This window comes from Bradyrhizobium sp. CSA112 (assembly GCF_029051645.1).
Taxonomy (GTDB): Bacteria; Pseudomonadota; Alphaproteobacteria; order Rhizobiales; family Xanthobacteraceae; genus Bradyrhizobium.
The window spans coordinates 1-19,065 of record NZ_JAACFS010000028.1; the positions used below are offsets into that span (position 1 = coordinate 1).

General features: G+C 62.6%; 19 protein-coding genes. 5 read left to right on the top strand and 14 right to left on the bottom strand.

The genetic code is table 11. From position 1 onward, the window contains the following. Positions 1-168: 168 nt before the first annotated feature. The 6 genes from GWE18_RS30850 to GWE18_RS30875 all read right to left on the bottom strand — a co-directional run bounded on the left by GWE18_RS30850 (position 169) and on the right by GWE18_RS30875 (position 7,406). The gene (locus GWE18_RS30850) at positions 169-774 is read right to left on the bottom strand and encodes a TetR/AcrR family transcriptional regulator (protein ID WP_275189493.1); all 606 of its coding nucleotides are present in this window, start codon (positions 772-774) and stop codon (positions 169-171) included. A 19-nt stretch (positions 775-793) separates the two neighbouring features. Next, positions 794-3,946: an efflux RND transporter permease subunit gene (locus tag GWE18_RS30855; protein ID WP_275189494.1), complete on the bottom strand. Its 3,153-nt coding sequence runs from the start codon at positions 3,944-3,946 to the stop codon at positions 794-796. Positions 3,947-3,977: 31 nt separating this feature from the next. After that, on the bottom strand, positions 3,978-5,084 hold the full coding sequence (locus GWE18_RS30860; protein ID WP_275189495.1) for an efflux RND transporter periplasmic adaptor subunit: 1,107 nt from the start codon (positions 5,082-5,084) through the stop codon (positions 3,978-3,980). Between the two features lie 271 nt (positions 5,085-5,355). Next, entirely contained in the window at positions 5,356-5,853 is a 498-nt protein-coding gene (locus GWE18_RS30865) for a hypothetical protein (protein WP_275189496.1), read from the bottom strand. 71 nt (positions 5,854-5,924) lie between these two features. Beyond that, a complete protein-coding gene (locus tag GWE18_RS30870; protein ID WP_275189497.1) occupies positions 5,925-7,097 on the bottom strand; it encodes a crosslink repair DNA glycosylase YcaQ family protein in 1,173 nt (390 codons plus the stop codon). A gap of 78 nt (positions 7,098-7,175) precedes the next feature. After that, positions 7,176-7,406 carry a hypothetical protein gene (locus GWE18_RS30875; RefSeq protein WP_275189498.1) on the bottom strand — a complete coding sequence of 77 codons (231 nt, stop codon included), beginning with the start codon at positions 7,404-7,406 and terminating at the stop codon, positions 7,176-7,178. A 539-nt stretch (positions 7,407-7,945) separates the two neighbouring features. Here GWE18_RS30875 and GWE18_RS30880 point away from each other — a divergent pair. Further along, entirely contained in the window at positions 7,946-8,584 is a 639-nt protein-coding gene (locus tag GWE18_RS30880) for an OmpA family protein (protein WP_275189499.1), read from the top strand. A 162-nt stretch (positions 8,585-8,746) separates the two neighbouring features. Here the strand turns inward: GWE18_RS30880 and GWE18_RS30885 are convergent, their stop codons facing one another. After that, the gene (locus GWE18_RS30885) at positions 8,747-10,009 is read right to left on the bottom strand and encodes a phospholipid carrier-dependent glycosyltransferase (protein WP_275189500.1); all 1,263 of its coding nucleotides are present in this window, start codon (positions 10,007-10,009) and stop codon (positions 8,747-8,749) included. 295 nt (positions 10,010-10,304) lie between these two features. Between GWE18_RS30885 and GWE18_RS30890 the strand changes: the two genes are divergently transcribed. Both GWE18_RS30890 and GWE18_RS30895 read left to right on the top strand, forming a co-directional pair. Next, positions 10,305-10,967 carry a FecR family protein gene (locus GWE18_RS30890; RefSeq protein ID WP_275189501.1) on the top strand — a complete coding sequence of 221 codons (663 nt, stop codon included), beginning with the start codon at positions 10,305-10,307 and terminating at the stop codon, positions 10,965-10,967. Positions 10,968-10,969: 2 nt separating this feature from the next. Next, complete coding sequence (locus tag GWE18_RS30895; RefSeq protein WP_275189502.1) at positions 10,970-12,112, top strand: hypothetical protein; 1,143 nt, start codon at positions 10,970-10,972, stop codon at positions 12,110-12,112. 324 nt (positions 12,113-12,436) lie between these two features. Here GWE18_RS30895 and GWE18_RS30900 read toward each other — a convergent pair whose 3' ends face one another. From GWE18_RS30900 to ggt, 6 genes are all read right to left on the bottom strand, one after another. Continuing rightward, positions 12,437-12,862, bottom strand: a complete 426-nt coding sequence (locus GWE18_RS30900; RefSeq protein ID WP_275189503.1) for a VOC family protein — start codon at positions 12,860-12,862, stop codon at positions 12,437-12,439. A 130-nt stretch (positions 12,863-12,992) separates the two neighbouring features. Beyond that, positions 12,993-13,730 carry an enoyl-CoA hydratase-related protein gene (locus tag GWE18_RS30905; RefSeq protein ID WP_275189504.1) on the bottom strand — a complete coding sequence of 246 codons (738 nt, stop codon included), beginning with the start codon at positions 13,728-13,730 and terminating at the stop codon, positions 12,993-12,995. A 44-nt stretch (positions 13,731-13,774) separates the two neighbouring features. Further along, complete coding sequence (locus GWE18_RS30910; protein WP_275189505.1) at positions 13,775-14,299, bottom strand: cupin domain-containing protein; 525 nt, start codon at positions 14,297-14,299, stop codon at positions 13,775-13,777. Between the two features lie 147 nt (positions 14,300-14,446). Continuing rightward, complete coding sequence (locus GWE18_RS30915; RefSeq protein WP_275189506.1) at positions 14,447-15,427, bottom strand: D-2-hydroxyacid dehydrogenase family protein; 981 nt, start codon at positions 15,425-15,427, stop codon at positions 14,447-14,449. A gap of 25 nt (positions 15,428-15,452) precedes the next feature. Next, positions 15,453-15,914 (bottom strand): FKBP-type peptidyl-prolyl cis-trans isomerase, encoded by a 462-nt coding sequence (locus GWE18_RS30920; RefSeq protein WP_275189592.1) that lies wholly within the window; start codon positions 15,912-15,914, stop codon positions 15,453-15,455. A gap of 37 nt (positions 15,915-15,951) precedes the next feature. Beyond that, positions 15,952-17,538, bottom strand: coding sequence for a gamma-glutamyltransferase (gene ggt / locus GWE18_RS30925; protein WP_275189507.1), 1,587 nt, complete (start codon positions 17,536-17,538; stop codon positions 15,952-15,954). 218 nt (positions 17,539-17,756) lie between these two features. On the opposite strand from ggt, the gene GWE18_RS30930 reads away from it, so the two are divergent. Both GWE18_RS30930 and GWE18_RS30935 read left to right on the top strand, forming a co-directional pair. Beyond that, the gene (locus GWE18_RS30930) at positions 17,757-18,509 is read left to right on the top strand and encodes a rhodanese-related sulfurtransferase (RefSeq protein ID WP_275189508.1); all 753 of its coding nucleotides are present in this window, start codon (positions 17,757-17,759) and stop codon (positions 18,507-18,509) included. Next, the gene (locus GWE18_RS30935) at positions 18,502-18,717 is read left to right on the top strand and encodes a SlyX family protein (protein WP_275189509.1); all 216 of its coding nucleotides are present in this window, start codon (positions 18,502-18,504) and stop codon (positions 18,715-18,717) included. Before GWE18_RS30930 ends, GWE18_RS30935 begins: the two co-directional genes overlap by 8 nt. Positions 18,718-18,725: 8 nt before the next feature. On the opposite strand, the gene GWE18_RS30940 is transcribed toward GWE18_RS30935, so the two are convergent. After that, positions 18,726-18,947, bottom strand: coding sequence for a hypothetical protein (locus GWE18_RS30940; protein WP_275189510.1), 222 nt, complete (start codon positions 18,945-18,947; stop codon positions 18,726-18,728). Positions 18,948-19,065: the final 118 nt, after the last annotated feature.

The window sequence follows — 19,065 nt, forward strand, 5'->3', positions numbered from 1 at the left end:
CCGTAACACCATCCATGTGAGGGACGACCGCCCGCCTTCCAAGCAAGCCGCGCGAAGCGCGCATTCAACAGCGCCGTAGCAAGCGCGGCTTGCTTGGAGGGCAGACCGGGCCCGTTACCCCATCTACAGAGCTCTCGCAATGACGGAAGAGTCAACTGGCGAATACGGTCAATTCGCCTTACGCGGCTCAAGGGCCCTGAAAAGGAAATCGATCATCTGGTCGATCGTCGCGCTGGGCTTGTTGACGGCCTGCGCGATCATCTGCGGATGGAAGAAGCGGATCATGCCGGTGCAGGTGCAGAGCGCCGCCAACGGCAAGTCGGGGGCCTCGAACTCGCCGGACGCCACGCCCTGCGCGATCACCTCGCCGATGATGCCGGTACAGCATTCGATATGGGCGACGCAGACGTCCCAATCCTCCTCCATCGCGATCTCGACCATCTCGTGCAGCTTGGAATCGCCGACATAGCGCTCCGTGTTCATCCGATTGATGGTCTTGAGCAGCTCGCGCAGGCGAGGCTTCGCCGGGCCGGGTTGGGCCGCGATCCGTCGCGCCTCGATCTCCACCTCGCCCATCAGGGTTCGCGCCACACCCTCGTGGATCGCCTTCTTCGAATCGAAGAAGCGATAGACGTTGGCCGGGCTCATCCGCAGTTCCTTGGCGATGTCGGCGACCGTGGTCTTCTGGTAGCCGATCTGCCGGAACAGACGCTCCGCCACCACGAGAATCCTTTCCCGGGTATCGGTCTCGATGTGTTCCGAAATCAGCGTCATGTCAGCTCTCAATGTTCAATTATTCTGCAGCGTCGGCAAGCGGAATTGCGTGCGGCCCGCGAGCATGCTCCTTCGCCTGATGCTGCGGCGCAAGATCAGGCTGCTCGGCCTGGCCGCTCTCTTCCAGGCTCTTCCTGAACCACAGGGCATAAAGGCCCGGCAGGTAGAGCAAGGTCAGGAAGGTTGCAACGAACAAACCACCCATGATGGTGATCGCCATCGGTCCCCAGAAGGCGGAGCGCGACAGCGGAATCATGGCGAGGATCGCCGCCAGCGCCGTCAGCACCACCGGCCGGGCACGCCGGACGGTGGCCTCGACGATGGCCTCCTTGCGCGTCAGCCCCTGAGACACGTCGGCCTCGATCTGATCGACCAGGATCACGGCGTTACGCATGATCATACCGGCCAGCGCGATCAGTCCGAGCAGCGCCACGAAGCCGAACGGCTGGTTGGCAATATTGAGGCCGAGCGAGGCGCCGACGATGCCGAGCGGCGCGGTCAGGAACACCAGGATCAGGCGCGAGAAGCTCTGCAACTGGATCATCAGCAGGGTGAGCATCACCAGCGCCATTAGCGGAAACAGCAGGGCGATCGAGGCGTTGCCCTTTTCGGATTCCTCGAACGCGCCGCCGGGCTCGATCCGGTAGGCCGGCTCGAGATGATCGCGGATTTCCTTCAGCTTCGGCCAGATCTGGTTGGTGACGTCGGGCGCCTGCACGCCGTCGACGACGTCGGTCCGCACCGTGATCGCCATATCACGGTTGCGCCGCCACATGATCGGCTCCTCATGGGAATACTCGATCCTGGCAATCTGCTGCAGCGGCACGGCGACGCCGTTGCGCGAGGTCACGGTGAGATCGCCGACGCGGCCGAGGTCGAGCCGTTCGGACGGCACCGCGCGCGCGACCACGCCGACCTTCTCGATGCCGTCGCGGATGGTGGTGACCGGCGCGCCCGAGATCAGCATCGCAAGCGCCTGCGAGACGTCCTGCGGGGTCAGGCCGAGCGCGCGGGCGCGGTCCTGATCCACCACCAGCTTCAGGTAGGGCGACTGCTCGTTCCAATCGAGCTGCGGCTCAAGGACGTTGGGATTCTGCTTCATGACGTCGCGAACCCTGTAGGCGATGTCGCGCACGGTGTTGGGGTCGGGGCCGATCACGCGGAACTGGACCGGGAAACCGACCGGCGGACCGAAATTGAAGCGGTCGATGCGAACGCGCGCTTCGGACAGGTCGCCCTCGGCGACCGCCTTCTCCAGCCGCGCCTTGATCCTCTCGCGGGCCTCGACGTCCTTGGAGACGATCACGATCTCGGCAAAGGCCTCGTTGGGCAGTTGCGGATTGAGGCCGAGCCAGAAGCGTGGCGAGCCCTGACCGACATAGGCGGTGTAGGTCGCGATATCCTTGTCGTCCTTCAAGAGCGCTTCGGCCTTCTTGACGGACTTTTCCGTGACGTTGAAGGCGGTGCCTTCCGGCAGGCGCAGTTGCAGGAACAGCTCGGGTCGCTCCGACAGCGGAAAGAACTGCTGCTGCACATTGCCGAAGCCCACGATCGACAGCGCGAACACGCCGACCGTCGCCGCCACTACCTTGATACGGTGGTCGACGCACCACTGCACCATGCTGCGCAGGATGCGATAGACCCGCGTCTCATAGATCGCGTGCGGATCGTGATTGTGATGCACAACGATGTTGGGCAGCAGCTTGACGCCGATATAGGGCGTGAAAATCACCGCGACAAACCAGGAGGCGACCAGCGCAATCGCCACGATCCAGAAGATGCCGCCAGCATATTCGCCGACCGCCGAATTGGCAAAGCCGATGGGGAGGAAGCCAGCGGCCGTGACCAGCGTCCCCGTGAGCATCGGAAACGCAGTTGATTCCCAGGCAAAGGACGCCGCGCGGACGCGGTCCCAGCCCTGTTCCATTTTTACCACCATCATCTCCACCGCGATGATGGCGTCGTCGACCAACAGGCCGAGCGCGATGATCAGCGCGCCGAGCGTGATGCGGTGCAGGTCGATCGACATCGCGTTCATGACGATGAACACGATCGCGAGCACCAGCGGCACCGACATGGCGACCACGATTCCCGTGCGCCAGCCGAGCGCGACGAACGACACGAACAGCACGATCGCCAGCGCCTCGATGAAGGAATGAACGAACTCGCCGACCGCGCGCTCGACCACCTTTGGCTGGTCAGCGATTTGCTCGACCTCGATGCCCTGCGGCACAGCCTTCATGAAATCGTTTGTCGCCTTCTCGACTTCCTTGCCGAGCTCGAGGATGTTGGCGCCCTTGGTGGTGACGACGCCGATGCCGATCGCAGGCTTGCCTTCCTGGCGGGCGACGAAGGTCGGGGGATCGACGAAGCCGTGGGTGACGGTCGCGATGTCGCCGAGCCGGAACACGCGGCCGTTGCTTTCGACCGGGGTTTCCGCGACTGCCTTGGCGCCATCAAGTGCGCCGGTGACGCGCAGCGGCACGCGCTGCGAGGAAGTTTCCACCGTGCCAGCGGGCGTGACGTTGTTCTGCTTGGCGAGCGAATCGAATAGCGCCTGCGGCGTGATGCCGAGCGTTGCGAGCTTGGCGTGGGAGAATTCAACGAAAATGCGCTCGTCCTGGGTGCCGTAGAGATTGACCTTGGTGACGCCGGAAACCTTCAACAGGCGCTGACGCATGCCTTCGGCGGCCTTCTTCAATTGCGCGTAGTCGGCGCCGTCGCCGGTCATCATGTAGAGAATGGAATCGACGTCGGAAAATTCGTCGTTGACGTTCGGCCCGAGCAGGCCCGCGGGCAACTGGCCCTGCACATCGGCGAGCTTCTTGCGCAACAGATAAAACAGATAGGGCACGTCCTTCGGCGGCGTCGAATCCTTGAAGGTGACCTGCAGCGCCGTGAACGCCGGCTTGGAATAGGTCTGCACCTTCTCGAAGAACGGCAATTCCTGCAGCTTCTTCTCGATGGGGTCGGCCACCTGGGTCTGCATTTCCTGCGCGGTCGCGCCCGGCCAGATCGCAGAAACGTTCACCACCTTCACGGTGAAGAACGGGTCCTCGGCGCGGCCGAGCCGCTGATAGGAGAAGAAGCCGGCGACGCCCAGCGCGATCATCAGGAACAGGATCAGGGTCGGATGGCTCACCGCCCAGCCCGAAAGATTGAAGCGCTTCATGTCACTCTCCAACTTCGAAATCTATTTGGCGCTAGAACGACAGCGACGAGACCACCCGGACCTTCTGGGCCGGATCGAGCTTCTGCACGCCGAGCGCAACCACCTTGGCGCCCTCGTTGACGCCGCCTGCGATGACGACGGAGTTACTGTCGTAGGATTTCACGATGACCGGCTTCAGCGTTACCGCGCCGGAATCGTCGACGATATAGAGCGAGGGATTGCTGCCCTGGCTGAACAGCGCCGACAGCGGCAGTTTTGCCACGCGCTCGCTGGCCCCATCGGCAAGTGTCAGTGTGGCGGTCATTCCAAGCGAGACCTTGTCGTCGGCTTCCGGCAGCGAAAATTTGGCCAGATAGGTCCGCGTCGCCGGATCGGCGGAAGGCGCGATCTCGCGCAGCTTCGCGGTGTATTTCCTCTCCGAATCCGACCACAGCGTCACGGTCGCGGAGCCCGACTTGGCGCGGCCGACCAGCGTTTCAGGGATCGCGACCACGGCCTCCTTTTCGCCAAAGCGTGCGACGCGGACCGCAGTCTGGCCGGAGGCGACGACCTGGCCGGGATCGATCAGGGTCGCGGTGACGACGCCGCGGCTGTCGGCCAGCAGCGTCGCATAAGACAGAGAATTCTTGGTGAGTTCGACTTGCCGCTCGGCGCGATTAAGGCGTGCGCGCGCTTCATCGGCGGCGGCGCGGCTCTGATCCATCTGCGCATCGGTGGTCCAGCCCTTGGCGCGCAGATCCTTGGCGCGCTGCTCGGCGGCGCCAGCCTGCGCCAGCACGCCGGTGGCGGCGCGGAATTCGGCCTCTGCCTGCTCGGCCTGCAGTTTCAGATCGACCTCGTCGAGGGTGGCGAGCGGCTGGCCGACATCCACCGTCTGGCCGACCTCGACCAGGCGCCGGGCGACCTTGCCGGGGACCCGAAAGCCCATGTCAGTCTCGATCCGGGGCCGAATGGTGCCGACAAAGCTGCGCTCAGGCGTCTCAGCCGAATAATGCACGGTGGCGACCAGAACCGGGCGTCCGGGAGCCGGTGCCTCGGCGGCCTTTTCATTGCAGCCGGCCAGGACGAACACCGCCAATGCCAGCGACGCTCCCGTCAAGAGCTTGTAATAGCTAGCGAAAATTGAGCGGGCGAACATCAGACTCTCCATCGCAGATCTGATGAAGAGTATTGAATGGCGAATGACGAATGTCAATATTCGTCAGTGATCATGAATTCGTGAAGGGAACTGAGGTTAAGGGGTAATTGCCTTCTGGAGAGAGAATTGGCATCCGCCGACGACTGGGCATTCCAGGCACGCGCAGCAATCCGGGGACAGCCTCGGCGCAGAGCGGACCTCCGCAGGTTACGCTCGGCTCATCCGGCCATGCGGCTACCTCCGGTCCGCCGTCGAAGCCCGCCATCGCGGATCAGCCGCGTCGAGCCTTCTTGCGAGCCCTCTTTGGGCTGCTGGTCTTCTTTGCGCTTCTCGCCACCTTGCTCGCAGACATTAACTTCGTACCGCTCGATTTCCCTGCGACCGACCTCTTCGCCGTCTTTTTTGCGGTTGGCGCCTTTCCAGTTCGAGCCGTGACAGTTCGAGCCTTGACAGTTCGAGCCTTGGCAGTGCGAGCCTTGGCAGTGCGAGCTTTGGCGGCTCCGGCTTTCTTGGCCTTGGCTGCCGGCGCGCTGCGCCGCTTCTTCGCTGCGCGCTTCCGCCGTTCAGGCGCGGCTGCAGCCGGCGGCACCATCAGAGGATCGGAAACGAGGCCATCGGCGGCGAGCGGTATGTAGGCCGCCGCGCGTTCGTCGGCCCTCAAGGCCGGCTCGTCCGTCTTCAGCGCCTGGCTCGCGGCATCTGTCGCAGTGCTGGCAATGTCCTTCACCGTATCGGTGAATTTTTCCAGAATCGATTTGTTCTTGCCCATGGCCGCCTCCCAGTCGTTGTCCACCATGGAACTAACAAACCCGGCGGCGTCGGGTTCCCGGACGGAACCTCTTACTCCGCCAACTGAAAAAGCTGGAAACGATGCAGCTCTTCCTCAATAAGGCGCTTGTATTCCTTGCGCGCCGTCCTCGCCGTGCCCTTGCCGACCCAGCTCCATTTCTGCATCAGGAGTCTTTTGTTCTGGCGGTCGGTCTTCAGGTCGATGGCGGCGACGATGTCTTCGCCGACCAGGACCGGGAGCGCGAAATAGCCGAACAGGCGCTTCTCCTTGGGCACATAGGCCTCGAAGCGGTGACCGTAGTCGAAGAACAGTTCGGTGCGCTTGCGCTGGATAACAAGCGGATCGAACGGCGAGAGGATGTGCACCAGGCCCTCGCTCACGCCGGCCGGCGGATTCGCTTCCAGCACTTCCGGCCGGACCCAATGCTCCTGCTTGCCGGCGCCTTCGACCGTCACCGGCACCAGTTCCTTGCGCCGCACCCGCGCCTCGATCAGGCGCCGCACTGCAGGCTTGCTCGGCGCGTCGAGATGGCAGATGGAATCGAGGCTGACGACGCCCTGCGAACGCAGCGCGCGATCAAGCAGATAGGCGGTGATTTCCACTGAGGTTGCTGGCTTCGGCGGCTTGTCCCAGCCGAAATGCCGCGTCATCAACTCATAGGTCTTGAGCATGCCGGTGCGTTCGGAGATCGTCACCTCGCCGGTGTAGAAGGCGAGCTGCAGCGCCCGCTTCGAGGGTTTGCGGCTCTGCCAGAGATGTTCCTTCTCGGTCAGCACGTCGTCCTCGATATCGCGGATAGTCAGCGCGCCGTCGCGCCGCAGCAGCCGCATCACCTTGCGGGTGTCCTCCGGCTTGACGGAAGCAAACCATCGGTGGCCGTCGCGCCGGTGCTCCCTCATCGCCGGAACGAAGAAGCGAAAATCCTTCGCCGGCACATAGGACAGCGCATGCGTCCAGTATTCGAACACGCTCTTGTCGACGCTCTGCGCCTGCCGCAGGTCCGCGCGGGCGTAGGCCGGGATGCGGCTATAGAGAATGTGATGATGGCAGCGCTCGACGACGTGGATGGTGTCGATCTGCACATAGCCGAGATGTTCCACCGCCGCCGCAACCGCCTGCGGTCCGGCGCCGAACGGCTCGCTGGTATCGAGCCGTTGGGCCTGCAGCCAGATTCGCCGGGCCTCGATCTTGGTCAGGGGACGGGGGTCAGTCGCGCGGGGCATCGCACCGCAATGTATCGGGATTCGCGCGCCTTGGGAGTCCTTAAGGTTCCGCGCTAGCAGCTTCGGCGCGAACTCGCCTCACCGCTTCTGCCGCTCTCCCACGCTGCCGGTTGCGATTTCGGCCTCGCAGGAGGCGCGGCCGGGCTGCGGCGCATGGCATTTGTAGACGTGGCCGGTAAGGCGATCGACCAGCCACGCGCTCTCCTCTGTCGGGCTTTCGAACCCGACATAGCGGCTGCCGAGCGAGTTGATCAGCGTCGACAGCAAAATTGCAGCGGCGATCATCGCCGCGCCGATGAGTGTTGGCATTGAATTTCCGGAACCGGAAGGCTCCGATGCGCTGGTGCGATAACCCAGATAATCACGCTGACGTTTGACTGACTGTAACACTGCCCCGCCCGTTTGGTTGCCCCGAACGATTTCTTCTTCAGATTTTTTTGTGAGCAGTTTTGCTAGAGACGCATCTGGCCGTTTTGTTGTCCACAGATCGGCGCTTGCGCGACGGACTCGCTTTTTTTGTGAGTGAGCATATCAGCGGCGGAAGCGATGCTCCGGTCCGTTGCTCTGCGAGGCGTTGGTGCCACGCCGCCTGCAGCGTGCCATCACGGCAGTACCTTGTGCTGCCGAGCGCCAAGCTAGGTACACTTCGGATAGCCGCGCAGCGCGAGCGGCTCCGTCGAACTTGCCGGAGACTTGATGTCGGGCAGCTCAGGCCAGCGTCCGTGGAAAGCCGGCCTTTACCAATGTGATTTGAATCACATTGCCCGCTTTGAACCCGTCCTATGGTCGCAGCATCAAGACGTCATACGCGCCAGTTTGGCAGGCGTTAACAGTAAGGATCCAAGACAATGACCCGCTTTCATGCACTTTCGATCATGACTATCGGCGCCGCGCTGTCGATGACAGCGGGCCTGGCTGTGGCCGGCGACGCCGTCTCGGCCGACAAAATCCTGGACGCCCTGAAGCCGAAGCCGGGCGTGACCCGCGGCCTCTCGTCCGGCCCGCAGCAGCCGGTGGATGCCGCCGCAAAGGCCAAGGAAATCGGCTTCGTCGACTCGCTCCGCAACCGCAAGACCCGGTCGTTGTCGCTCGGCGAGCGCCAGGAAATTGCGGAACTTGCCGCGAGCAAGCCGAAGATCGATCTCGAAATCCAGTTCGACTACAATTCAGCGGACATCAGCAAGAACTCGGTTTCCGCTGTGCAGGAGCTCGGTAAGGCGCTCTCGGATTCGAGCCTGAAAGGTTCGACCTTCGTGGTCGCCGGTCATACCGACGCGATCGGCAGCGAGCCGTATAACCAGGAACTTTCCGAACGCCGCGCCGATACGATCAAGAGGTACCTGACCGAGAAGTACGGCATCGCAGGCTCGAACCTCGTCACCGTCGGTTATGGCGAGACCAAGCCGAAGGATCCGAATGTGCCGACGGACCCGACCAACCGCCGCGTTCAGGTCGTCAACATGGACACCAAGACCGCCTCGAAGTGAGATCTTGAAGTGAGGTCTTGAAAATCGAACCGCCTGCCCCTTCGGCAGGCGGTTTTCTAATGACGATTCGGGAGGAGGTGGTTGAACCCGTCGTAGTCTACGCCTTGTCGAGAATCTCCCTGATCCTTGCCGCCAGCAGGGGCGGTCGACGCGATGGCCGCCTCAAATCCAGTTTTGGAAGATCATCAGGCGGCTGAACGTCGCCATCGAAGTGCCTATGAACGCGGCCGATATCGGCAACATTGCGGCGAAGCCCGCAAAACCGACCGCAACATAGGCCCATAGCAGCCAACCGGGCATGCTGCCGCGTTTCAATGCATAGACCAGCGCAAAGCTCGCAGTGGTCGCCGCCGGCAAGTAGTAATAGATGAAGCCGAGCGTTCGCGGCAGCAATGCCCATGCGAGGTATGGGCCGAAATAGAACGCCAGAACCAGGAAGGCATCGACCCGCCGCGTCACGATCCAATCGCGCAGGCAGATCGCGACCGCAATCAGCGCGGGCCACAGGATCAGCGGATTGCCGAGAAACACCATGGCGGCGATCCGGTCGTCGTCGATCTTGTCGAAGAGGTACCAGACCGGGCGCACCAGGAACGGCCAGGACGGCCATGAGCTCATATAGGTGTGCCCCGCGATCGCGGTCGTGGTGTTATCGCTGAAGATCCGCCGTTGCGCCTCCAGAATCTCCCGGACCGAAAATCCGTAGAGTGGAATGAACGTCGCAAGATAGACGGCCGCAGGGATCAGCACGAAGCAGGCGGCGAATTGCCACCGTCCGAAGCCGGGCCAGAGATCGGGCCGGTACCAATCATCAGGCCGCGCATCGGCGAATTGGGTGCGCCAGCTTTGCATCAGTCGGATCAGGGCGACAATGACGATGCAAACCGCGAGCGCGAACAGCCCGCTCCATTTGCAGCCGATCGACAGGCCGAAGCCGACCCCGGCAAGCGCGAACCACAGATGCGGCCGCTGTCTTCGAAAGCCATGCATGAACGCTGCGATGGCGAACAGACCGAAGGCGAGTACGAAAATATCCAGCATCGCGATCCGCGATTGCACGAACAGCATCTGGTTGAAAAAGGCGAGCAGGCTCGCCGCGATGGCCGGCCCCTGCGCTGCGAACAATGCCAGGCCGCACAGATACACCGCGACGATGGCGAGCGATCCGAACAATACGCCCGGATAGCGCCAGCCCAGCGGCCCGTCACCGAACGAGTGGATCGACAGCGCGATGATCTGCTTGGCGAGGGGCGGATGCATCGGGTTGAGCTTGGGCTCAGGCATCACCGGCTCGAGCATCTGCCGTGCCGCCGGGACGTAATGCACCTCATCGAAATAGAATTTCTCCGGCGTGGTGACGCCGATCAGCATGGCGAAATGCGCGAGAACGAAAAGGACTGCCGCGACGATGCCCGTGCGCATCATCGAATCGGGCAGAACAGAAACTGATCGGGCTGCTGGCTTCACGGACAATCTGGCACTGAATCAGGGACGAGATGATATTGCGGCAAAATTGAGTGTGATGGCTCCAGATTTTTATGTCCATCGCACTGAACGCATCTGGATTTCGCAATCACCAACCGACGGGCGAGTACGCCACGCGAGTGATAATTCTGCCACATCGCACGCGCGCGATCCGGCACGATATCGGGATAAATCGATCGGCTTTGAAATGAATTTCTACTTTCGTTTGCTATCTGCAATCGGCCTGGTAACAGCATTGATCACGTCTTCCGCGCATGCGCAAAAGCGCGTCGGAGAAGCTGCCGTCGTCAAGAATGAAGTGCTCCGCGTTGCCGGACCTTCGACCATACAGATCAAAGTTGGCGACGGAGTGGTTCGCGACGAAACCGTGCGTACCGGGATCGACAGTGCAGCGCGGCTGGTGATGGCCGACAGCACCAACCTCTCGCTCGGACCCAACGCGACGCTCAAGCTCGACCGCACCGTCTTCGACGACGAGCATCATTATCGCGACGTCGCGGTGCGCATGACGTCGGGCGCGTTTCGTTTCGTCACCGGCCATTCGGACAAGGCCGCCTACAGGATCACGACGCCGCTGGCGACCATCGGCGTGCGCGGCACCACGCTCGACATCCTGTCGCAGAGAGGCCAGACCATCGTCAATCTGCAGGACGGCGCGGCCTCGGTCTGCACGGTCACGTTTGAATGCATCCAACTCACCCGTCCCGGCGACACCGCCATCATCACGTTGGGCGGCTCCGGCAAATCGACGATCAAGAAAACCAACAATCCGCCATGGACGTTTGCCGCGACCTGCAGCGTCGCGGCAGGGCTTTGCAGCAAATCGCAACATGCGGATGCGGCACCCGTCATTATCGATGACGGCAGCGAGCCCACGGGCATGCTGTGCGGGCGCTGACGATGGCAAGACAGATTCGCAGCCTCGCTTTATCGGCTGTGCTTGCGGCCGTCGCCTTGCTTTCGCTTTTGCAGTCGTCGTGGGCGCAGTCTCCCTCGCCGACGCCTTCCCCGACACCGCTGGACGATTGTATCGAGTGCTATCCGCCGACGCCAACGCCTAGCCCATCACCTACGCCAACACCCTCGGCTTCCCCTAGCCCGACGCCCAGCCCCACATCGACGCCAAGCACCAATGCACCGCCGGTGGCGGGAGCTGGTTCAAACGCAGCATCGATCAACGATCTGGCCGGACAACGCTTCAACCAGATGATCACCAACCGCGTGCTCGGCAACGTGCTGCTGGGGATCAACGAGCAAGTCAATTGCAGCGATTGCGTCAGCGCATTCGGTTCGGCGGGGTCGTTCTCGGCCGGCATTCACGGCCGCAAGAACCTGACGCCCAATCTGTCGCTGCTCGCCGGCATCGCCTACGCCCAGTTCAATGAAGGCGGCTACCATGTCACCAGCGCGCCGATCGGCGCGTTTGCACTGCGCTACGATTTCGTCGACTGGGGATCGTCGCGGCCGTTCTTCGATATCGGCACCATCCTGTCGCCCTTCCAGAAGGTGCGTTACACGCGCAGCTACCCGACAAGCCTCGGCGCGGTATCGCTCGAAAGCTCGACGACGAGCGGAAATTACGCCGTCTACGGCCGCGCCGGCTGGATGAGCCGGCTGTCGCCGCGCGACGAGGTCGCGGCTTCCGTCGAGGTCTGGCAGCTATGGCAGCGGGTGAAAGGCTACACGGACCCCGCCGCCGCCTTCAATCCGTTCGACACCTCGATCGCCGATGGCACCGACCGCACCAATCTCGTCAAGATCGGCGGACAATGGACGCATCTGTTCGGCTCAAGCGTCGAAGCCAATATCAACGGCGGATGGGTGCAATCGTTCGGGACGCGGTCCGGTATCGTCGCCACCGTCACCGGCGAGGGCACCATCGTGCCGACAATCGGCAATCAAGGCTGGTTCGAGTATGGCGGCCGGCTTGGCTTGCGCATCACCAAGGGCTGGATCGCAGACCTCTTCGTCAACGGCACCGCCGGTCCGCAGCCGGTCGGCAACACGATTCACGGCGGCGTGGGGCTGAGGGTTAGTTATTAGAGACTGAGGTTTAGTCTACCGTACGCCACCGTCGTCATGCCCCGCTTCAGGCGGGGCATCCAGTACTCCGCGGCGCTAGTTCCTTCGCAACAATGGGCAGCACGGCGTACTGGATCGCCCGGTCAAGTGTGATCAAGCCGGGCGATGACAGACTGGGGCAAGCTACGCTGCGCTCTTTCCTTCATACGCGCGCTTCAGCCTTCGATATCGAGCTTGACCATGCCCATCATCGCCTGCATTGCGCGCTGCGCGCCGGCACGATCTGCTGCGCCGGGGGGAATCTTGGACATGGACAAAACTCCGCTTGTCGATCCGTTCGAATGGTCAGCCGGTCGCGCGCTGTGCAGCGGTTGCTGCCGCGACATCCATGTACATCACTTCCCAATGGTGACCGTCCGGATCTTCAAAGCTGCGGCCATACATGAAGCCGTAATCCTGCTTCGGGCCTGGATCGGCGCCGCCGCCCGCGCCTTGCGCCTTGGTGACCATGTCATCCACAGCGTCGCGGCTGTCGGCGGAAAGGCAGAGCAGGACCTGGCTCGTGGCCTTTGCATCAGCGATCTTCTTCGAGGTGAACTGGCGATATTTGTCGTGAGTCAGCAGCATTACGTAGATGGTGTCGGAAAACACCATGCAGGACGCCGTGTCATCGGAGAATTGCGGGTTCTTTTCGCCGCCGACTGCCTGATAGAAGGCGGTCGAACGGGCAAGGTCACTGACGGGCAGGTTGACGAAAATCATTTTGGCCATAACGGGCTCCTTTTTTGCGGCTTCGTGCCAAGGACGAGCGGACGGCGGCTGATCCGACATCCAGATTCAAATTATTTTATGGGCGCGTAGAAGGCTCGCGATCGCAGGGATCCGGAGGAACCCGGCGATGCTACCGGCCCTTGAAGTCAGGCTTGCGCTTTTCGGCGAACGCATTGACGCCTTCCTTGAGGTCTTCGCTGTCCCTGATGACATCGAGCAACCGGCGCACCTCGGCGACCGTTTCCAGGGGGCCCTTCGGCATGGCGTCGCGGGCGAGCTTTTTCAGCGCCCGGACCACCAGGGGCGCATTGGCGGCAATTTTCGCCGCCATCTCCTGGGCGAGTGCGACATGCTGCCCCTTCGGCGCGACCTTGTTCACGAAGCCGATCTGGTAGGCGCGCTCCGCCGACATTTCCTCACCGACCAGCAAAAACTCCATGGCGATCTTGTGCGGCATTCGCGCCATCACCGAGGAAACGCCGCCGGCGGTGGTGCCGATCTTCCCCTCGGGGTAGATGAAGCGCGTCGTCTCCGACGCCACGCACATGTCCGCCATCTGCACCAGCACGAAGGCGCCGCCGACCACCCATCCTGACGTCGCGGCAATCACCGGCTTGTCGAGTTCGACGCCCAATCCCGGCACCGCGTGCCACATGTTGACGGGGAGATCCCTGACGTCGGCACCGACTGAAAAATATTTCTCTTCGGACGACGCAAGCACCGCAACGCGGTCGTCGCTTTCGTGAAAGCGGAGCCAGGCTGCGCGCAGCTCATCGCACAAGGCATTGTTGAGCGCATTGTGCGCCGACGTGCGATCCATCGTAATCGTGGCGATGTGGCCTGCGCTCTCGTAGCGAACAAGCTTCATGGTATTCCCCGCGACATCCGCACGACGGCGGTGTTCGTCGTTACTTACTTCTTCTCGGCGGGATCGCGGTGCACCGGATCGACCCACAGCACCGTTTCCGGCTTTTCCACCGGCTCGATGTCGAGATTGATCGCAACGGCCTCACCGTCGCTGCGCACCAGCACACATTCCAGCACCTCGTCACGGCTGGCGTTGATTTCCTGATGCGGCACGTAGGGCGGCACGAAGATGAAATCGCCGGGACCGGCTTCTGCGGTAAACTGCAGATGTTCGCCCCAGCGCATCCGCGCCTTGCCCTTGACGACATAGATGATGCTTTCGAGATGGCCGTGATGGTGCGCGCCGGTCTTGGCGTCAGGCCGGATCGTCACGGTGCCCGCCCATAATTTCTGGGCGCCGACCCGGGCGAAATTAATCGCGGCCTTACGGTCCATGCCGGCAGTCGACGGCACATTGGGATCGAGCTGGTTGCCGGGAATGACGCGAACGCCGTCATGCTTCCAGCGCTCGGCATCGCCGTGCGAATGGTCGTGATCGTGGGAATGGCTGTGGTCGTGCGTTCCGGTCATTGGGCGCCTTCTCAAAATATCGTTCCTCCGAACGGTATCGAAAACCGGGGCTGCAAACCAGAAGATTAAGGGAGCCGGCGGCGCATAGGCGCCCCGGTTTTCGTCATGGCCGGGCTCGCCGATCCAATCCCGGGCGCTTGCTGTGCATCAGCGCCGTCTGGACATCACATCCGGATTGACGACGTTGGTCGGCGTGCCCGCGGCATAGGCCACGATCTGGTCGAAGATGTCCGTGAACTGAAGTTCGTACTCGTCATGCGAGACGTAGCCGAGATGCGGCGTGCAGACCACGTTGTCCATGGTCAGCAGGGGATCGTTGACGTCGCGGAGCGGTTCCTTTTCATAAACATCGATCGCCGCCATGCCGGGCCTCCCGGCGCGCAGCGCATTGACCAGCGCGTTCGGCTCGATCAGCGGCGCACGGCTGGTGTTGACCAGGAGCGCCGAGGGCTTCATCCGCGCGAGATCTTCCGCCTTGACGATGCCTCGCGTGGCATCGACCAGGCGCATGTGCAGCGAAAGCACGTCGCATCGTTCGAAAAAATCGGCCTTGCTTGCTGCGGTCGCGTAGCCATCGGCACGGGCTTTCGCCAGGGCCGGTTCACGCGCCCATACCAGCACGTTCATGCCGAACGCCCTGCCGTAGCCGGCAACGACGGCGCCGATACGCCCATAGCCATAAATGCCGAGCGTCTTGCCGCGGAGCGTGTGGCCGACGCCGATCTGCCATTTGCCGGCTTTGAGCGCCGCCATCTGCTGCGGAATGGCGCGCATCGCCGCCAGGATCAGGCCCCAGGTGAATTCGGCGGTCGCATAGGACGGCGTATCGGCGTGCTGGCTCGACGACACGACGATGCCGAGCCGGGTGCAGGTATCGATGTCGATATGCGGATAGACGCTGCGCTGGCTGATCAGCTTCAGTTTCGGCAGCCGCTCCAGGAGCGGCTTTCGAATCTGCGTGCGCTCGCGGATCAGCACCAGCGCTTCGGTATCGCGCAGGCGTTCCGCCAGCACGTCGACATCCTGGACATGATCGTTCCAGATGGTGACGTCGTGTCCGGCCAGCTTGCCGAAACAGTCGAGGGTGCGCAGCGTGTCGAAATAATCGTCGAGGATAGAGACCTTCACGATGCGCCTCCTCCGCTTGCGCGCGTTACTTCACCGCCAGCAATTCGACGTCGAACATCAGCGTCGCGTTGGGTGGAATGACGCCGCCGGCGCCACGCGCGCCGTAGCCGAGCGCGGGCGGAATGATCAGCGTGCGCTTGCCGCCGACGTTCATCGATCCAACGCCCTCGTCCCAGCCGGCGATTACCTGACGCTGACCGATCTTGAACTCGAACGGCTCGTTGCGGTCCACGGAGGAATCGAACTTCTTGCCCTTCTGGCCATTCTCGTAGAGCCAACCAGTATAATGCATGACGCAAGTCTGGCCGGCCTTGGGCGATGCGCCAGTGCCGACCTTGCTGTCGATGATCTGCAAGCCTGAAGCTGTGGTCATGGGTTTTCCTGTGGTCTGGGCCGAAGCCATCCTGATGGCAACGGGCGTGGAAACAGCGGCCGCCACGGCGGCAAATGCTGTCCGGATGATCGTGCGTCGGGAGAAGCGCATCAGTTGAACCTCTTCTTGGAGAGACGGAGCTTCTAGACGCTCAGTAGCCGAGCGCGCAACCGTCCTTGCGGGGATCGGAACCGCCGGTCAGCGTGCCCTTTTCCCAATCGATCCAGATCGCCTGGCCGCCGCCGAGCGGGCCGACCACACTGGCGGTCTTGTGCCCGATCTTCTTCAGGCCCTCGACGATCTCGGCCGGTACGCTGTCCTCGAGCTGATAGACGCCCTCGTAATGCAGGCCGCGCGGCATATCGATAGCTTCCTGCACGTCGCAGCCATAGTCGAGGATGTTGGTCAGCACGTGGCTCTGTCCTACCGGCTGATACTGGCCGCCCATCACGCCGAACGGCATCACTGCCCGGCCGTTCCTGGTCGCAAGGCTCGGAATGATCGTGTGCAGCGGCCGCTTGCCCGGCGCGATGCAATTGGGATGGCCGGGCTGGATCCGGAAGCCGCCGGCGCGGTTCTGCAGCAGGATGCCGGTCTTGTTGGAGACGATCGCCGAGCCGAAGGAATGCGCGATCGAATTGATGAACGAACAGACGTTGCGGTCCTTGTCGACCACGGTGATGTAGACGGTGGACGGATTCATCGGCGGCGCAACGTTCGGCAAATCGAGCAGCCGGTCCATCCTGATGTTCTTGATGTGCTCCTCGGCGAATTCCTTGGCGAGGATCCCGGCGACATCGACATGAACCTGCTTCGGATCGCCGATGTACTGCTCACGCATCATATAGGCGATGCGGGCGGCTTCCGCCTCGAGATGGAAGCGCTCGATGCTGAGCGGCGCGAATTTCGTCAGGTCGAAGCGAGAAAGGATGTTCAGCATCACCAGCATGGTGATGCCGGGGCCGTTCGGCGGGCACTGCCAGACGTCGTGGTCCTTGTACATGGTGCCGATCGGCGACGTCGTTTCGGTCGAGTGCGCAGCGAAATCTTCCAGCGTGTGCAGGCCGCCGATGCCGCGCAGGGTCTCCACCATGTCGGCGGCGATCTCGCCGGTATAGAACGCGTCGCGGCCGCCCTTGGCGATGGCGCGTAGCGTCTTGCCCAATTCCGGCTGGTGGATCACGTCGCCGGCCACCGCCGGCTTGCCGTGCGGCAAAAGATAGCGCTCGGTGTTGGTGCCGGCCTTCAGCTTCTCGAACTGGTTCTTCCAGTCAAAGGCGATGCGCGGCGCGACGACATAGCCTTCTTCCGCAGCCTTGATCGCGGGCTGCAGCAGGGTGTCGAGCCCCATCTTGCCGTGGTCGCGCAGAATCGTGTCCCAGGCGTCGATCGCGCCGGGAATGCTCACCGCATGCGCCGAGGTCAGCGGCACCGAGTGGATCTTGCGCTCCAGGTACCACTCGGCCTTGGCCGCCATCGGCGCGCGGCCGGAGCCGTTATAGGCGACGATCTTGCCCTCGCCCCTTGGCTGGATCAGCGCGAAGCAGTCGCCGCCGATGCCGGTCGATTGCGGCTCAATGACGCCGAGCAGCGCGCAGGCCGCCACCGCGGCGTCCGCCGCCGTGCCGCCCGCCCGCATCACGTCGATCGCGGTCAATGCGGCCGCCGGGTGCGAGGTCGCCACCATGGCGTTCTGGGCATGGACCGTGGAGCGGCCGGCGAAATGGAAATTCCTCATCGCGAGTGCTTTCTTTCAGCGTTTCTTGCAGGGTTTCTTGCAGGCTTTCTTGGGCAACCCGCGGGTGATGTCGGGCGGGGTCTACAGACGGTTTCTTTGGCATATTCATCCCCGGCTGGGCAATGGCTGGCATGCCAAGGATGCGTCCGGGGCAGTGCGCGGAATACGCAGGGCTTTGCGGGGTTTCCCCTGCCCTGCCCGCCTGATAAACGATCGCCATGCCGTTCAAGGTCGCCGCCCTCTACCAATTCGCTGCGCTGCCGGATTTCCGGGAGCTGCGTGAACCGTTGCGGGCGGTGTGCACCGATCTCGGGCTGAAAGGCAGCGTGCTGCTGGCCCATGAAGGCATCAACGGCACCGTTGCAGGCAGCCCCGAGGGCATCGATACGTTCGTCGGTGAGTTGCAGCACGGCGCGCTCTTCGATGGCCGGCTCGACGGTCTCGAACTCAAGTTTTCGCGCGCTTCCGAGATGCCGTTCCAGCGGCTGAAGGTCCGCCTGAAGAAGGAAATCGTTACGCTCGGAGATGCCGCCGTCGATCCGACGCGGCAGGTCGGCACCTATGTCGAGCCGTCAGACTGGAACGCGCTGATATCAGCACCCGACACGCTGGTGATCGATACCCGCAACGCCTTCGAGGTGGCGATGGGCACGTTCGAAGGGGCGATTGATCCCGGTCTCAAGAGTTTTGGGCAGTTCAAGGATTTCGCCGCGCAGATACTCGACCCGGCGAAGCACAGGAAGATCGCGATGTTCTGCACCGGCGGTATCCGGTGCGAGAAGGCCAGCGCCTATCTGTTGGCCCGTGGATTTGACGAGGTCTATCACCTCAAGGGCGGCATCCTGCGGTATCTGGAAGGCATCCCGGAGAAAGAAAGCCGCTGGCGCGGCGAATGTTTCGTATTCGACGAGCGCCTGGCGCTGGGACACGGCCTGCGGGAGCACAAGTTGAACGGCGGCTCCGATGATTGATGTCAACGGCTTAAGCGAACGCATCGACACGCTGGAAATGCGGCTGGCCTATCAGGACGTGACCATCGAGACGCTGAACCAGACGATCACGGCGCAATGGACCGAGATCGACAGATTGACGCGTCAGGTCGCTGAATTGAAGCAGCGCGTGCGGGAGGCCGAAAGCAACGTGCCGGGCCCAGCGAACGAGCCGCCGCCGCATTATTGAGGTTTGCGTCAGCGGGAGGCGGCGCGGACCTTGCTCCACAGTGTTTCGTTTGCGTGATCGCCGTCAGCTTTCGACGGCGCCGGCTGTGCGGCGCTTACGGGGTCGGACGCCGGGAACGTGTCAACCAGCCCGGCCTCGAGCTTTTCGTGGATTTCCCGATCGGCGTTCAGCGCCTCACGGGGATCTTCAGCGTGTTTATCATGTGCCGCGGGATTGAATTTCTTAGGCATAGGATGCCTCCGTATCTTGAGGTAACGCCGCGGATTTCGGCCAGTTCCATATCTCGCCTTGGCCAAGTCGGAACCTGCGTGTATCAGAGGCCCGGAAATCAGCAGCTCGTGCAGGAAC

Excerpts from the sequence above, each read along its gene's own strand:
- GWE18_RS30850 (WP_275189493.1), bottom strand. The coding sequence starts at position 774 with ATGACGCTGATTTCGGAACACATCGAGACCGATACCCGGGAAAGGATT.
- GWE18_RS30855 (WP_275189494.1), bottom strand. The coding sequence starts at position 3,946 with ATGAAGCGCTTCAATCTTTCGGGCTGGGCGGTGAGCCATCCGACCCTG.
- GWE18_RS30860 (WP_275189495.1), bottom strand. The coding sequence starts at position 5,084 with ATGTTCGCCCGCTCAATTTTCGCTAGCTATTACAAGCTCTTGACGGGA.
- GWE18_RS30865 (WP_275189496.1), bottom strand. The coding sequence starts at position 5,853 with ATGGGCAAGAACAAATCGATTCTGGAAAAATTCACCGATACGGTGAAG.
- GWE18_RS30870 (WP_275189497.1), bottom strand. The coding sequence starts at position 7,097 with ATGCCCCGCGCGACTGACCCCCGTCCCCTGACCAAGATCGAGGCCCGG.
- GWE18_RS30875 (WP_275189498.1), bottom strand. The coding sequence starts at position 7,406 with ATGCCAACACTCATCGGCGCGGCGATGATCGCCGCTGCAATTTTGCTG.
- GWE18_RS30880 (WP_275189499.1), top strand. The coding sequence starts at position 7,946 with ATGACCCGCTTTCATGCACTTTCGATCATGACTATCGGCGCCGCGCTG.
- GWE18_RS30885 (WP_275189500.1), bottom strand. The coding sequence starts at position 10,009 with ATGATGCGCACGGGCATCGTCGCGGCAGTCCTTTTCGTTCTCGCGCAT.
- GWE18_RS30895 (WP_275189502.1), top strand. The coding sequence starts at position 10,970 with ATGGCAAGACAGATTCGCAGCCTCGCTTTATCGGCTGTGCTTGCGGCC.
- GWE18_RS30900 (WP_275189503.1), bottom strand. The coding sequence starts at position 12,862 with ATGGCCAAAATGATTTTCGTCAACCTGCCCGTCAGTGACCTTGCCCGT.
- GWE18_RS30905 (WP_275189504.1), bottom strand. The coding sequence starts at position 13,730 with ATGAAGCTTGTTCGCTACGAGAGCGCAGGCCACATCGCCACGATTACG.
- GWE18_RS30910 (WP_275189505.1), bottom strand. The coding sequence starts at position 14,299 with ATGACCGGAACGCACGACCACAGCCATTCCCACGATCACGACCATTCG.
- ggt (WP_275189507.1), bottom strand. The coding sequence starts at position 17,538 with ATGAGGAATTTCCATTTCGCCGGCCGCTCCACGGTCCATGCCCAGAAC.
- GWE18_RS30930 (WP_275189508.1), top strand. The coding sequence starts at position 17,757 with ATGCCGTTCAAGGTCGCCGCCCTCTACCAATTCGCTGCGCTGCCGGAT.
- GWE18_RS30935 (WP_275189509.1), top strand. The coding sequence starts at position 18,502 with ATGATTGATGTCAACGGCTTAAGCGAACGCATCGACACGCTGGAAATG.
- GWE18_RS30940 (WP_275189510.1), bottom strand. The coding sequence starts at position 18,947 with ATGCCTAAGAAATTCAATCCCGCGGCACATGATAAACACGCTGAAGAT.